The following is a 13,191-nucleotide window of genomic DNA, read 5'->3' as shown; positions in this document are numbered from 1 at the left end:
ATGCAATGCCGGACGTCATCCGCCAGATCCGGCCTGTCCTATCGGCCGTCCTGCTCACGCTGCTGGGCGCTTTGCTCGCGGCGTGTAGCGGCGGCGACTTCGGCCGCACCCGCGAGAGCATGCGCAGCGACGACATGCATCGCTGGCTCGGTGCGGAGGTCACCTCCAGCGTCGGCCTGAGACCATCGCAGTTCCAGCTCACCGACGAAGAGCGCCAGCTTCGCGATCTCGCCTATCCCATGATCGAGCCGCCGCTGTCGCGCCCCGCATGGAAGAGCGTGTTCGGCGACTACAAGGCGCTGCCCTCGCCGTGGCGGCAGAAGGTCGTGTTCGACCGCACCATGTACGGGCGCACGCTGATCGACGAGCCGCACCGCTCGCATTCCTCGCGCTATGCGCAGCTGATCGAGGACGTGCGCAACGACATCACCCGATTCGAGCCGTTCTTCGCATCCGCGATCCGCGTCATCGATCTCGACAGGAAGCGCGATGCCAGCATGGCGCGCGTCTCCGCGCTGTCGCCTAGGGAGAGGGACGACGCGGTCGCGCGCATGCAGGAGAACTCGCTGATCATCCAGTGGGTGCAGCAATGCCTGGAGCAGCGAATCTCGTCCTACCGCTGGGCGCTGGAGCGCCTGGTGATCCAGGCCCCCGACGGCATGGCCGCCGATGCCGACCGCCTGATCGGCGAGCTCGCCGCCCAGACCGCCAATCCGCCGGTTCAGGGGCAACCGCCCTATGGTCGCGCGGTGGTCTCGAAGGGCTAAGCACGCGTCCTCAGCCCTTTGAGCGCGGCCGCCCCGCGGCCGATCGGCCCGATTCCCCGGGCCGCCTGACCGGTTCCACAGGAGTGCGCCGCCTGTCGCCGCCCACCAGTTGAGGTCCTCCGGGAACCGCATTGATTGCCCTTGTCCTTCCGCGCAGGCCGGATAGGATCACCACGTTTCTTTCGAATTCATTTTGTCCAAAGGTCCTTCGAGATGAGCTTAGACGCCGCGCGTCTGCGCAAGTGCCGTCGGGACATTTCCTCGCGCCGCCTGTTGGCAGTTGCCATTCTGCTCGGATCGACCGGCTCCGCAGCCGCGCTGACCAAGGAAGCAGCGCTCGAGAATTGCCGGATGAGCGTCGGCAAGCCGATCGTGCAGGCCTGCATGCGCGCTGGCGGCGCCAATCTCGAAGCTTGCCGCGCCAAGGCCTCGCCCCAGGTCAGGGCCTGCGTAATGGCGGCGCTGAACGCCGCCAATGGCCGCGCCAATGTCGCCGTCGAGCTTCCCAAGGAAACGGCGCCCAAGCTCGAGGCAGGCACGGCACTGCCGAAGGATTTCGTCGCCCCGCCGCGCAGCATCTCCGACATCACGGCGATCCTCGACGGCGACAAGCCCAACGAGAAGATGATCGCGGAATTGAAGTCGGAGGCCGACGCCGTGCCCACGGGCAAGGAGTCCCGCCAGGACCTCGCGCAGCTCTATTTCGATCGCGCCAATGCACGCGCGCAGCTCGGCCGGCTCGCCGAAGCGATGGCTGACGCGGACAAGGCCGTGGAGGTCGGGCGCGGCGCAGTCGGCCCGAATTTGCTGGGGCGCATGTTGCAGCTCCAGTCCCTGCAACACTCGCTCGCGGGCGATCCGAAGCGCGCGCTCGAGATCATGCAGAGACTTTTGCGCGAATCGGCCAGCATGCCGGGCGCCAAGGGATTTCAGTTCGTGACAAACCGCGGGATCGCGGTCGTTCTCATCCAGATGGGCGACCTCGCACAGGCCGAAGCCTATCTCCGCCGCACCCAGACCGCGATCCAGGAGGCCCGCACCAGCGGCCATCCCAATTGGCGTGCGGCCTATGCGAAGTTCGGCCAGAGCTGGGAAGGCGAGCTGGAGCTCACTCGCGCCGCGATCTTCGAGGCACGCGGACAGTTCGCCGATGCCGAGGCCGCCTATCGCACCGCCGAGCTGCGCAAGCGCGCAAGCACGAAGGCCATCATGGCGTCGGACAGTGCGCCGGCCGAGACCCTTCTGCTGCAGGCGATCGATGGCACCGTGTTGAGCCAGGCGCGCATGAAGGCGAAGCAGGGCAAGCTGGCCGAGGCCGAGGTGGATGCGCGCCGCGCGCTGCTGTCGCGCCTGAAGGATACCGGCAAGTACAATCCGGTCACGCCGCGCTTCGTCATGGGGCTGGCGGGCATTTTGGTCGACCAGGGCCGCTACGAAGAGGCCGAGAAGCTCGGCCGTGTCGCCCTCGACATCAACAAGACGGTGGGTGTGCCCGAGGATTCGCAGGCGACGGTGCAGTTGCTGTCGCAGCTTGCGGGCATCCTGACGCTTCGCCGCCAGAACGCCGAAGCGGGCGAAATGTTTGCGAGGATAGAAAAGGCCGTCGCCGGCTGGGACCCGCAGCGCCGCCAGGTGTTCGAGCTCAATCCCTCTCGCATCCTGTCCCTCTATGATTCCGGGCAGCTGGACGCCGGCATTGCCGCCGCGGAGCAGCTCGTGAAGAGGCAGATCGCGCGGGTGGGGGAGAATCATTTCGACGCCGCCTCGGCACGCGGCACGCTGGCGGTCGGATTGATGCGCGCCCGCCGCGATGCCGACGCGATCAGGGAGTTCAAGGCCGCCATTCCGGTGATGATGGCGAGCGCCAACGATAACGCCGACGACGAGAACACGACCGTGGTGGCCGCGCGCAGCCAGCGGCTGCAGACCATCGTCGAGAGCTATCTGCTGCTGCTCGGCAGGGTGGAAGGAGGCGGCACCAATGTCGGCGAAGAGACATTCAGCCTGGCCGATGCCGTCCGCGGCCGCTCGGTGCAGCAGGCGCTGGCTGCCTCGAGTGCGCGTGCGGCGGCAAAGGATCCCGCGCTCGCCGAGCTCGTGCGGAAAGAGCAGGATCTGAGCAAGCAGGTCAACGCCCAGCTCGGTACGCTTAACAACGTGCTCGCGCTTCCCGCAGCGGAACGCGACGAGAAAGGCGTGCAGCAGATACAGGCCTCGATCGCAGCGTTGCGCGGCCAGCGCGACAAGGCGCGCCAGGAGATCAAGCAGAAATTCCCGATCTATGCCGATCTCGTCTCGCCCAGGCCGCCGAGCGTCGCCGAGATCCGCGCGACGCTGACCGACGGCGAGGCCATGCTGTCGTTCTATTTCGGCCAGAACGGCAGCTTCGTCTGGGCCGTGCCGAAGTCGGGGCCGGTGGCATTCGCCGCCGTCCAGGCCAGGATCGGCGACATCGAGAGCAAGATACGCAAGCTGCGTGAAGCGCTCGAGCCGCAGGCCGCGATGATCTCGGACATTCCGCCCTTCGATCTCAAGCTCGGCCATGAGTTGTACGAGCTGCTGCTCAAGCCGGTCGAGAGCGGCTGGAAGCCGGCCAAGAACCTGATCGTTGTCACCAACGGTGCGCTGGGCCTGCTGCCGCTCGCCTTGTTGCCGACGGCACCGGCGGAGGTGGCCGCCGACGAAGACCCGCTCTTCGTCGGTTATCGCAACGTGCCGTGGCTGGCGCGAACCCATGCCGTGTCGACGGTGCCGTCGGCGGCGGCGCTGCGCACGCTGCGGCAGTTGCCGCCCGGCAAGCCCGGCCGCGGCGACCTCGTCGCGTTCGGCGATCCCTATTTCAACAGCGATCAGCACGCCGAGGCGGAAGGCACAGGTGAGAAGATTCAGCTGGCCGATGCCGGCGGCAACATCACGCGCGGCGGGCCGCTGAAGCGGCGCAACAGTCCCAAGCTCGACGGCGTCGATAGCGCCGAACTCGGTCTGTTGCCCCGTTTGCCCGACACCGCGGACGAGTTGAAGTCGATCGCGCTGGCCTTGCAGGCGGATCCCTCGAAGGTGCTGTTCCTCGGCAAGAGCGCGACCGAGAGCGCGGTGAAGACGATGAATCTCTCCGGCTTCAGGATCCTGGCCTTTGCGACCCATGGCCTCGTCCCGGGCGAGCTGAATGGGCTGACGCAGCCGGCGCTCGCTCTGTCGTCGCCGGTGGTGACGGGCGAGGGCGGCGACGGACTGCTGACGATGGAAGAGATTCTCGGTCTCAAGCTCGATGCGGACTGGGTCGTCCTGTCGGCCTGCAATACCGGCGCCGGCGCAGGCGCAGGGGCCGAGGCGGCCTCCGGGCTGGGCCGCGCGTTCTTCTACGCCGGCACGCGCGCCCTGCTGGTGACGAACTGGTCGGTGCACTCCCAGTCGGCGCGGCAATTGGTGACGGACCTGTTCAAGCGACAGGCCGACGATCCCAAGCTGTCGCGCAGCGAAGCGCTGCGCCAGGCGACGATGGCTCTTGTCGATGGTCCCGGCTATCTCAACAGCGAGGGCAAGACCGAGTTTGCCTATGCGCATCCGCTGTTCTGGGCGCCTTACACGATCATCGGCGATGGCGGCTTGCGTTGACGAATGGGAAAGGGGGCAAGGAAAATGAAGCGGAATGCTCTACTGGCTCTGGTGGTTGCAGGTCTGTTGGCCGCGGGATCCTCGCGCGCTGCGCCATTGATCACGGAAGAGGAGGCCAAGCTGCCGCCTCCCAAGGGCGCGGTCGCCGTCGATCAGCGCGGCATCATGCGCGGCCCGAAGATCGAGTTCGTCTCGCCGGGCGCTCCCGCGAATTCTCCTCTGCGGCTGGTGTTGAAATTCCAGTCCTATGGCGGGGCCAAGATCGATCCGGAATCGGTCAAGGTGATCTTCCTCCGAACGCCGAACGTCGACCTGACGCCTCGGGTCAGGCCCTTCGTGCAGCCAGATGGCATCAACATGCAGGATGCGGAGTTGCCGCCGGGCGAGTACACGATGCGTGTCGACATCAAGGACAGCGATGGCCGGCCGGGCACGACCGTCTTCACCCTGAAGGTTGCGCCCAAGTGAGCTCGCAGGTGAACTCGCAAGTGGCGTGCCTCTACTGCCGGTCGGAAAATGCCGAGGGTGCGCTGGTCTGCGCCTCGTGCGGGCGCGACATCGCCGTTCCCGCCACGTTGCTTGCCGAGCGCGACGATCTCTTGCGCAAGCGCGAGGATCTGCGCGATGAACTGAAGCGGGCCAGAGGCGAGATCGAAGCCATTATGAGGCGAGGGAAGTCGCGCTAGCGATGGAATGTCCGTTCTGCGCCGAGACGATCAAGGACGAAGCCATCGCGTGCAAGCATTGTTCGCGCGACTTGCGCGTCGTGCGACCGACGCTCCTCGAGATCGACGAGATCGTTGCCGAGCTGGACAAGCTCAGGCGGGATCTCGATCGCGTCAACGTCCGTCTCGAGCGCTACAACAATCCGCTGCGCTATTACGGAACGCATGCGGTGCTCTATGTGGTCATTCCAGCCCTGCTGCTGGTGATCGCGCACGTGCTCGTGACCATCACCTTCAACGTGTCCCCGATCCCGCTCCGGATTGCATCGATCGCCATACCGCTGCTGTTCGGCTTCGTGGCTTATCCGTTGCACCGGGTATCCGCCCTGACGGCGTTCGTGCTGGCGTTCCTGGCAGCGGCCGTCAGCGTCCTGTCAATGCTGACGGTTACGGGGATCCATGACCATGTTCCGATCCTTCCGACGATCTGGATCGAATGGCGTGAAGTGTTCGAATATGGCGCGAGCATCCTGCTCGCCTTCGTCTCCGGCAACATTCTCAGCGTCGTGATCTTCCAGATCCTGCCGCGTGTGCTGACGCAGGGAGGCAAGCCGAACGCTTTCGCATTCAGGGTGGCGCGGCTGCTCGGGCAGCATGTCGGCGAGGAACAGCTGCGCCGTCGTGCCCGCTTGATTCAGGATCTCATGCAGACCGTCGGGCCGCTCGCGGGCGTTGCTGCGACCGGTATCGGCTCGATCTATGCGGGGTTGAAGGGCTTGCTGGGATAGCTCGACTGCACCTTCGCAGGCGCGCTTGCAGCCTAGCGCGCTTCCACCACTTCGCCGTCCTCTTTCACGAACCGGCCAACCGGATTGTCCAGGAGATCGACCACGGCTTCCGACGGCCGGCACAAGCGCGTGCCCTTTGGCGTCACCACGATCGGCCGGTTGATGAGGATAGGGTGGGCGATCATGACATCGAGGAGCTGCTCATCGCTCCATTTGGGGTCGTCCAGGCCGAGCTCCTTGTAAGGCGTTCCCTTCTCGCGCAGCAGCGCGCGGACCGGAATGCCCATGCTCGCGATCAGTTCCTTGAGCTTGTCCAGCGAGGGTGGAGTCTTCAGATATTCGATGACATCAGGCTCGACGCCGCTCTGCCGGATCATCGCCAGCGTGTTGCGCGAGGTGCCACAGGCGGGATTGTGATAGATCGTGACGGTCATCGAACTGTCTCCGTGATTGCGACCGAGGCGGACGCGCGTGAGCGGCCGAGCAACCAGTTCATCAGCAGCATGCCCGCGAAGGCGCCGCAGAGTTCCGCGAGGATGAATCCGGGCAGGTCAGCGGGGCGAATGCCGGCGAACGTGTTCGTCAGCGACCTTGCGATGGCCACCGCAGGGTTGGCAAACGACGTGGAAGCCGTGAACCAATAGGCGGCCGTGATGTAAAGGCCGACCAGCCAGGGGATGGCCGTCCGCTGAAACCGGATGCCGGCCAGGATCGTCGCGACCAGCCCGAACGCAGCGACCGCTTCGGCGAACCATTGCGGCCCTCCGGTTCGGACCTTCGTCGCGAGGTCGAGCAGCGGCAGGCCGAACATCAGATGCGCCGCCAGCGTTCCCGCGATGCCGCCAGCGATCTGCGCGATCACGTAAAGCGCGGCCTCGTTGACCGGCAGCTCGCGCTTGCCGGTGAAGACGAGCGTCACTGCGGGATTGAAATGTGCGCCGGAGATCGGACCGAGCACCGTGATCAGGACAACCAGGATGGCCCCGGTCGGCAAGGTGTTGCAGAGCAGCGCAAGGGCGACGTCCTTGGTCAGCGTTTCCGCCATGATGCCGGAGCCGACCACGGTGGCGACCAGAATACCCGTGCCGAGCGCTTCAGCCGCGAGGCGCCGCGGGAGATCGAAACTGTCCATCAGCCGGCCTTCGGCGCCAAATCGGTTGCACCTTCGGAGCGGCCGATTTCGCGCAGCTTGATGCCGAGCGAAAGCTTGTCGATGCTCCTCAGCGGGAGGTTCACGAATGTAGCGATGCGGTTTCTCAGATAGCGAAACGCGGTGACGAATGCCGCCTGTTTCTCCAGTTCTGAACCCTCTGCCGCGGCAGGATCCTCGATGCCCCAATGTGCCGTCATCGGCTGGCCCGGCCAGATCGGACAGGACTCGCCCGCTGCGTTGTCGCAGACGGTGAAGACGAAATCCATCACCGGTGCATCCGGAGCGGCAAACTCCAGCCAGCTTTTCGAGCGCATTCCGTCGGTGGGATAGCCCGTCTGTTCCAGCGTGCGCAACGCCAGCGGATGAACTGCGCCTTTCGGGGCGCTGCCGGCGGAGAAGGACTGAAAGCGGCCGCCGCCGTCCTTGCGCAGGATCGACTCAGCCAAGATCGATCGCGCCGAGTTGCCGGTGCATAGGAACAAGACGTTAAACCTGTGATCAGACACGGCTTCGCTCCTTTCGTTTTGGCGAGCAGCACGATTGCAAGGTCTCGACGACGGGCTCGCAAACCTCCGGCCGTCCGCCGCAGCAATCGCGCAGCAGGAAGAGCGCGACGTCGCGGAATTCGTCGAGATTGGCGCGGTAGACGATCGAGCGACTGTGCCGCTCGGAGGACACGAGGCGGGCGCGGCTCAGAATCGACAGATGCGCCGACAGCGTGTTTTGCGGGACTTCCAACAGGCGGGCGAGATCGCCGGCCGCAAGACCCTCAGGCTCGTGCCTGACCAGCGTCCGGAACGCCTCCAGACGGGTCGATTGAGACAGCGCGGCGAGCGCCAAGACGGCTTGTCCTGTTTCCACATATCCAGATCTATGGAATTATAAGCGCCGAGTCAATGTGGAAGCCTCCGGTCACTGCGCGAACGGAAATTTCCAATATTCTAGAAATATCGTTTGACAGGGGAGCTGCACCGGCGCACCGTGTCGCTCATGAAGATCGACGACGCAGCAGCACGCCTGGAAGCCCTGGGGAATCGGACCCGCCTGCAGATTTATCGCGCGCTGGTTCGGGCCGGGCACGCGGGCATGCCGGTCGGCCGCTTGCAGGACAAGCTGAAGGTCCCGGCCTCGACGTTGTCGCACCACATCAAGACGCTGGTCTCGGTCGGATTGGTCAGTCAGATCAGGGAATCGACCACCCTGATCTGCCGCGCCAATTTCGACGCCATGCGCGGGCTGGTCGATTTCCTGGCCGCGGAGTGCTGTGCGGAAGAAGCGGGATGCAAGGCTGCGCAGACCGCAGCCTGACTCATTTGATCAGTTATTCCATAATTCTAGAAGGATGGAGAGTTCGGAATGGACAAGACGGTAGCCATCATCGGGGCGGGGCCGGTCGGCCTCGCGGCCGCCGCTCATGTGCTCGAACGCGGCATGTCCCCTGTCCTGCTCGAAGCCGGACCCGAGGCCGGGCATGCGGTACGGCAATGGCAGCACGTCCAGCTCTTCTCGCCGTGGGAATACAACGTCGACAAGGCCGCGGCGCGCCTGCTTGCGCCGACGGGATGGAATTCGCCGGATCCAAGCTCCTATCCGACCGGCGGCGAACTGATCGAGCGCTATCTCGCGCCGCTGGCAACGCGAACGCCGCTGCGCGAGACGATCCGGACCTCGAGCCGCGTCACGGCGATCAGCCGCGCCGGCTTCGACAAGGCGAAGACGAAGGGGCGGGACCAGACGCCGTTCGAAATCCGCTACCAGAACGGCAAAGGCGATGAGGTGCTGCGCGCCGATGCCGTCATCGACGTCTCCGGCACGTGGTTCTCGCCCAATCCCGCCGGCAGCAACGGTCTGCCGGCGCTCGGCGAACGCGAATGCGCCGGTCGCATCGCCTATGGCATGCCGGCGGTGCGCGGCTCCGCTCGCAGCAGATATGCGGGCAAGGCCGTGGCTGTGCTCGGTGCCGGCCATTCCGCGCTGGGCACGCTGATCGATCTCGCGCGGCTCGCCGAGGAGGCGCCCGGCACCAGGCCCGTTTGGCTGCTGCGCGGCGACGATCCGGCAAAGGCCTTTGGCGGCGGCCGCAACGACAAGCTTGCCGCGCGCGGCGAGCTGGGGTCAGCCTTCGCCGCGCTGGTGACTGCCGGAAAGATTGCGGTCGAGACCGGCTTCGCTGTCACTCACATTTCGGAGATCGAAGGCCGCCTCAGGATTTCGGCAGGCGCCGGCGTGGCTGCGCGGAGTGTGGTTGCCGATGAGCTGGTGGTGTCGACCGGCTTCCGGCCCGATCTCTCGCTTCTTTCCGAGCTGCGGCTGCGGCTCGATCCGGCGATCGAGGCGCCCCTCGCGCTCGCGCCGCTCATCGACCCCAACGAGCATAGCTGCGGAACGGTGCGGCCTCACGGCGCGCGCGAGCTGGCGCATGATGAGCCGGGCTTTTATCTCGCCGGCATGAAATCCTACGGACGTGCGCCGACCTTCCTGATGATGACCGGATACGAGCAGGTCCGATCGATCGTCGCCGACATCGCCGGCGACAAGAAGGCCGCGGCACGGGTCGAGCTCGTGCTCCCGGAGACCGGCGTCTGCACACGCGCCGGCGTGGAGTCCTCCGCCGCAGCGGGATGTTGCGGCGGCCCGGCCAAGGCCGAACCTTCGGCCTGCTGTGCCGCCGATGAATCCGCCAGGAAGGCGGGCGGTGCGGGGTGCGGCTGCTCATGAGCCGAGGCACTGCGGGCCCGCTCACCGTCGTCATCGCGCTCGGCACCGCGCAGACCATCGCGTGGGCGTCGAGCTACTATCTTCCTGCGATCCTGGCCGCGCCGATCGCGAGCGATCTCGGACTAGCGCCGACTTACGTGTTCGGCGCGCTGTCGGGAGCGCTCGTCATCTCCGGCCTGCTTGGTCCGCGCGTTGGGCACGCCATCGATACGTTCGGTGGGCGCGGCCTGCTTGCCGTCTCGAACCTCGTTTTCGCGGCGGGCTTGCTGCTGCTGTCCGTGGCCTATGGCGTAGCGGTGCTTATCGCAGCCTGGATCCTGCTCGGGATCGGCATGGGCATGGGCCTCTATGAAGCCGCGTTCGCGACGCTTGCGCGCATTTACGGCGCCAATGCGCGACGAACGATCACCGGCATCACCCTGATCGCCGGTTTCGCCAGCACACTCGGCTGGCCGCTCACGACATGGCTCGCCACGGAGTACGGCTGGCGCGCGGCCTGCCAGCTTTGGGCGGTGATCCACATCGGCCTTGCCTTGCCGCTCAACCTTGCGCTGCCCCGTGCCGCTCCGTTGCATCAGGAGGCCGGACCGAGCACGGGCGCAAGCCAGCAATCCGGCCGCCAGAGCGAAACCTTTGCAATGATATTGCTGGCGTACATGTTTGCGGCCGCGAGTTTTGTCAGCTCCGGAGTCTCGGCCATTCTGCCCACCATGCTGGTCGCGTTCGGTGCCACGCCGGCACAGGCGTTGCTGGCGGGAGCACTGGTCGGACCGGCGCAGGTCGGCGCCCGCCTTCTGGAAGCAGGATGGCTTGGCCGGTTTCATCCGCTGCTGTCGGCGCGGCTCGCCATGCTCATGAATCCGATCGGGGTGCTTGCGCTGGTTGCGGGCGGCCCTTTGCTCGCACCGCTCTTCACGGTGCTGTATGGCGCGGGCAACGGCATCATCACCATTGCCCGTGGTACGCTGCCGTTGGCGCTGTTTGGGCCGGTCGGGTTCGGCAGACGGGTCGGGATGATTTCGCTGCCTTCGAGGGCAACGGGCGCCTTCGCGCCGCTTGCGCTGGGACTGATGGTGGAGCATCTCGGCAGCAGCGCGCTCTGGATCGGCGCGCTGGCCTCGGTCTCTGCATTCTTCGCGCTTCTGCTGCTCCGTGGGGATCACACGACATGAGTCGCTGTCCGATGGGAGGGGAACATTCGTAGCTTGCGCGGCTGGCCGCTGATTGCGGTGATGTGTATCGGCCAGCTCGGCAATCTGCTGCCGCACGTGACGTTGTCCGCGAATTTGGCCCAGCATCTGATGCCGATGTGGGGATTGTCCGCCGCCGAAGGCGGGATGATGGCGAGCGGCTACGCGTTTGGCTACATGCTGGCGGTGCCCGTGCTGACGACACTGACCGATCGCATCGACGCACGGCTCGTGCTCCTCGGCGGCTCTGTCGTCAGCGGACTTGCGACCGTCGCGTTTGGCATCTTCGCGCAAGGCTTCTGGTCGGGGACCATCATCTGGTCGCTCGCCGGCCTTGGTTTTGCCGGTGCCTACATGCCGGGGATCAAGGCACTGACGGACCGGCTGCCCGCCGGCGACACCTCGCGGGCGGTCACGCTCTACACGTCGAGCTTCTCGGTGGGCGTCGGCCTGTCGTTCCTGATCGCCCAAGTCCTCGCCGACGGCTGGGGATGGCGGACCGCGTTCTACGTGACCGGCATCGGTCCCATCGCGATGGTGGTCGCGTGTCTCTTGATCGAGAGCCGCAGTCCCGCTCCAAGATCAGGACGCCTTTTGAACTTTGCGCCCGTCTTGGCCAACCGCAAGGCGCTCGGTTACATCTTCGGCTACGGCGCGCACTGCTTCGAGCTCTACGGCATTCGCACCTGGCTGGTCGGGTTCTGGACCTACGTCGTCGCGCATCAGGGTGCGCCCTCATGGCTGAGCCCGGTCCTGATGAGCTTCTGCTTTGCAGTGATCTCCATGCCGGCCAGCATCCTCGGCAACGAGGCCGCACTGAAATTCGGGCGACATCGGGCGATCACGGTGGTGATGATCGCCTCGGCTTGCGTTGCCCTCGTCATCGGCCTGAATGCGACGGCTCCGGCATGGGTGTTGGCGCTGCTGCTGATGATCTATGGCCTGACAGTGCCGGCGGATTCCGGTGCATTGACAGCCGGGATGTCGGCCGCGGCTGTCTCGGAGCATCGCGGGGCGACTCTGGCCCTGCATTCGACGGTCGGGTTCGGCCTATCGGCGATCGGAGCCTGGGGAACCGGGGTTGCCCTCGATGCCGCTGGCGGCCCGCAGAGTGCAGAGGGCTGGCTGCTGGCCTTCATCGTGCTCGCGGCCGGGATCGCGCTCGGCCCGCTCGCCTTGCTATGGTCGCGGACGGCGCGGTCCGGCGAGCTGGTATCGAAGTCGCGATAGGCGAGGCAGGATGCGGGCGGTCGGCCTGACAGGCCTCGGAGCCTCGGTCACGAATGCTTGACTTTGATCAAAGAATGCATTCGGCCGCAGACTATGGTACTCAGGCAACGTTGCGGTTCCCAAAGGTATCCAAAAGGTTAAAAGCACGTTTCATGCGGATCGTTCGGACCATCCTGGCATTCGCCATCGCCATCTCCCTGGCGATGCTGCCGGCTGGCGTGTCCGCTTCCGGCGTCGCGATGTCATCGGGTGACATGCAGGCGGCCATGCAGGTCGGCGGCGACGACGATATGTCGGTGCACGATTGTTGTCCCGACATGAAGGGAACGGGCTCCGACACCGGCTACCAATGCGGGATGGGCTTCTGCTGTGTCGGCGGCACCGTCGCACTGGCGGACATTCGTCCCCTGGCGTTCGAATTCCTTGCCGTCGCGGCAGCGGAAACCGCTATTCCTGCCGATCAAGTCGTCGACTCGCGCGGCGGCAGTCCTCCCTTCCGGCCTCCTCGAATCTGATCTCTCAAGACGCGCGCGGGCACGCCCCGCGCGGCGATGACTGGATGTGCGCATTCAAGCGTCGCGGTCGAGATCAATTCATGAGGACAGGACAATGCTTTCCAAGTTCAGCACCGCGGCTGTTGCCGCCACCCTTTCGCTCGCCGCTTCAGTCGCCTTGGCGGGTGCCGGCGATTACGCTTTCGAGCCGGTCAATCCCGAGATGAAGAAGGGCGACGACGTCACGCTCGCCATTCGCTTGACCAACAAGCAGACCGGCAAGCCGGTGCTTGATGCCGTCATCTTCAAGACGCGCGTCGACATGGCTCCGGACGGCATGGCCGAGATGGAATCGGCGGTCGCGCCACTGCCCTCCAAGGAGCCGGGCGTCTACGCCTTCAGGACGGACCTGCCGATGGCCGGCCGCTATCAGGTCACGCTCTCGGCGAAGGTGCAGGGCGAGCCTGAGACGGTCACCGGCAAGGTCATCGTCAAGGCGATCAAGTGAGCTTTCGGGCGCCGTCGGACGGTGCCCGAACTTTCTCTTTCCCATTCACATGGACGCGCGCTC

The 13,191-nt window shown here is 65.6% G+C and carries 15 protein-coding genes; 11 read left to right on the top strand and 4 right to left on the bottom strand.

The window, feature by feature from the left end; genetic code table 11:
• Positions 1–5: 5 nt before the first annotated feature.
• The 5 genes from I6F21_RS11995 to I6F21_RS11975 all read left to right on the top strand — a co-directional run bounded on the left by I6F21_RS11995 (position 6) and on the right by I6F21_RS11975 (position 5,835).
• Positions 6–767 carry a hypothetical protein gene (locus tag I6F21_RS11995; protein ID WP_036023191.1) on the top strand — a complete coding sequence of 254 codons (762 nt, stop codon included), beginning with the start codon at positions 6–8 and terminating at the stop codon, positions 765–767.
• A gap of 273 nt (positions 768–1,040) precedes the next feature.
• Positions 1,041–4,382 (top strand): CHAT domain-containing protein, encoded by a 3,342-nt coding sequence (locus tag I6F21_RS11990; protein WP_225139494.1) that lies wholly within the window; start codon positions 1,041–1,043, stop codon positions 4,380–4,382.
• Positions 4,383–4,406: 24 nt separating this feature from the next.
• Entirely contained in the window at positions 4,407–4,850 is a 444-nt protein-coding gene (locus I6F21_RS11985; RefSeq protein ID WP_057027189.1) for a hypothetical protein, read from the top strand.
• An 8-nt stretch (positions 4,851–4,858) separates the two neighbouring features.
• Entirely contained in the window at positions 4,859–5,068 is a 210-nt protein-coding gene (locus tag I6F21_RS11980; protein ID WP_036005954.1) for a hypothetical protein, read from the top strand.
• A gap of 2 nt (positions 5,069–5,070) precedes the next feature.
• Positions 5,071–5,835 carry a hypothetical protein gene (locus tag I6F21_RS11975; RefSeq protein WP_036005895.1) on the top strand — a complete coding sequence of 255 codons (765 nt, stop codon included), beginning with the start codon at positions 5,071–5,073 and terminating at the stop codon, positions 5,833–5,835.
• A gap of 32 nt (positions 5,836–5,867) precedes the next feature.
• Here the strand turns inward: I6F21_RS11975 and arsC are convergent, their stop codons facing one another.
• The 4 genes from arsC to I6F21_RS11955 are packed head-to-tail and all read right to left on the bottom strand — an operon-like array spanning position 5,868 to position 7,849.
• The gene (gene arsC, locus I6F21_RS11970) at positions 5,868–6,269 is read right to left on the bottom strand and encodes an arsenate reductase (glutaredoxin) (RefSeq protein WP_225139493.1); all 402 of its coding nucleotides are present in this window, start codon (positions 6,267–6,269) and stop codon (positions 5,868–5,870) included.
• Positions 6,266–6,967 (bottom strand): MIP/aquaporin family protein, encoded by a 702-nt coding sequence (locus I6F21_RS11965; RefSeq protein ID WP_225139492.1) that lies wholly within the window; start codon positions 6,965–6,967, stop codon positions 6,266–6,268. Before I6F21_RS11965 ends, arsC begins: the two co-directional genes overlap by 4 nt.
• Positions 6,967–7,494 carry an arsenate reductase ArsC gene (locus I6F21_RS11960; RefSeq protein WP_225127215.1) on the bottom strand — a complete coding sequence of 176 codons (528 nt, stop codon included), beginning with the start codon at positions 7,492–7,494 and terminating at the stop codon, positions 6,967–6,969. Before I6F21_RS11960 ends, I6F21_RS11965 begins: the two co-directional genes overlap by 1 nt.
• Entirely contained in the window at positions 7,487–7,849 is a 363-nt protein-coding gene (locus tag I6F21_RS11955) for a metalloregulator ArsR/SmtB family transcription factor (protein WP_225139491.1), read from the bottom strand. The genes I6F21_RS11960 and I6F21_RS11955 overlap by 8 nt, the downstream gene beginning before the upstream one ends.
• 129 nt (positions 7,850–7,978) lie before the next feature.
• On the opposite strand from I6F21_RS11955, the gene I6F21_RS11950 reads away from it, so the two are divergent.
• From I6F21_RS11950 to I6F21_RS11925, 6 genes are all read left to right on the top strand, one after another.
• The gene (locus I6F21_RS11950; protein WP_109145872.1) at positions 7,979–8,296 is read left to right on the top strand and encodes a metalloregulator ArsR/SmtB family transcription factor; all 318 of its coding nucleotides are present in this window, start codon (positions 7,979–7,981) and stop codon (positions 8,294–8,296) included.
• 48 nt (positions 8,297–8,344) lie between these two features.
• The gene (locus tag I6F21_RS11945; protein ID WP_225139490.1) at positions 8,345–9,706 is read left to right on the top strand and encodes an NAD(P)-binding domain-containing protein; all 1,362 of its coding nucleotides are present in this window, start codon (positions 8,345–8,347) and stop codon (positions 9,704–9,706) included.
• The gene (locus I6F21_RS11940) at positions 9,691–10,878 is read left to right on the top strand and encodes an MFS transporter (protein ID WP_085968926.1); all 1,188 of its coding nucleotides are present in this window, start codon (positions 9,691–9,693) and stop codon (positions 10,876–10,878) included. The genes I6F21_RS11945 and I6F21_RS11940 overlap by 16 nt, the downstream gene beginning before the upstream one ends.
• Positions 10,879–10,938: 60 nt before the next feature.
• A complete protein-coding gene (locus tag I6F21_RS11935) occupies positions 10,939–12,126 on the top strand; it encodes an MFS transporter (protein ID WP_225183152.1) in 1,188 nt (395 codons plus the stop codon).
• Between the two features lie 53 nt (positions 12,127–12,179).
• Positions 12,180–12,641 (top strand): hypothetical protein, encoded by a 462-nt coding sequence (locus I6F21_RS11930; RefSeq protein ID WP_346276206.1) that lies wholly within the window; start codon positions 12,180–12,182, stop codon positions 12,639–12,641.
• 94 nt (positions 12,642–12,735) lie between these two features.
• Positions 12,736–13,128, top strand: coding sequence for a FixH family protein (locus tag I6F21_RS11925; RefSeq protein ID WP_225139489.1), 393 nt, complete (start codon positions 12,736–12,738; stop codon positions 13,126–13,128).
• Positions 13,129–13,191: the final 63 nt, after the last annotated feature.

Source organism: Bradyrhizobium sp. NBAIM03, assembly GCF_020194055.1.
Taxonomy (GTDB): domain Bacteria; phylum Pseudomonadota; class Alphaproteobacteria; order Rhizobiales; family Xanthobacteraceae; genus Bradyrhizobium; species Bradyrhizobium yuanmingense.
The sequence above is the reverse complement of the archived record's forward strand: the minus strand, read 5'-3'. Positions and strand labels throughout refer to the sequence as shown.

Excerpts from the sequence above, each read along its gene's own strand:
- I6F21_RS11930 (WP_346276206.1), top strand. The coding sequence starts at position 12,180 with ATGCTTGACTTTGATCAAAGAATGCATTCGGCCGCAGACTATGGTACT.
- I6F21_RS11995 (WP_036023191.1), top strand. The coding sequence starts at position 6 with ATGCCGGACGTCATCCGCCAGATCCGGCCTGTCCTATCGGCCGTCCTG.
- I6F21_RS11975 (WP_036005895.1), top strand. The coding sequence starts at position 5,071 with ATGGAATGTCCGTTCTGCGCCGAGACGATCAAGGACGAAGCCATCGCG.
- I6F21_RS11950 (WP_109145872.1), top strand. The coding sequence starts at position 7,979 with ATGAAGATCGACGACGCAGCAGCACGCCTGGAAGCCCTGGGGAATCGG.
- I6F21_RS11935 (WP_225183152.1), top strand. The coding sequence starts at position 10,939 with ATGTGTATCGGCCAGCTCGGCAATCTGCTGCCGCACGTGACGTTGTCC.
- I6F21_RS11985 (WP_057027189.1), top strand. The coding sequence starts at position 4,407 with ATGAAGCGGAATGCTCTACTGGCTCTGGTGGTTGCAGGTCTGTTGGCC.
- I6F21_RS11925 (WP_225139489.1), top strand. The coding sequence starts at position 12,736 with ATGCTTTCCAAGTTCAGCACCGCGGCTGTTGCCGCCACCCTTTCGCTC.
- arsC (WP_225139493.1), bottom strand. The coding sequence starts at position 6,269 with ATGACCGTCACGATCTATCACAATCCCGCCTGTGGCACCTCGCGCAAC.
- I6F21_RS11945 (WP_225139490.1), top strand. The coding sequence starts at position 8,345 with ATGGACAAGACGGTAGCCATCATCGGGGCGGGGCCGGTCGGCCTCGCG.
- I6F21_RS11965 (WP_225139492.1), bottom strand. The coding sequence starts at position 6,967 with ATGGACAGTTTCGATCTCCCGCGGCGCCTCGCGGCTGAAGCGCTCGGC.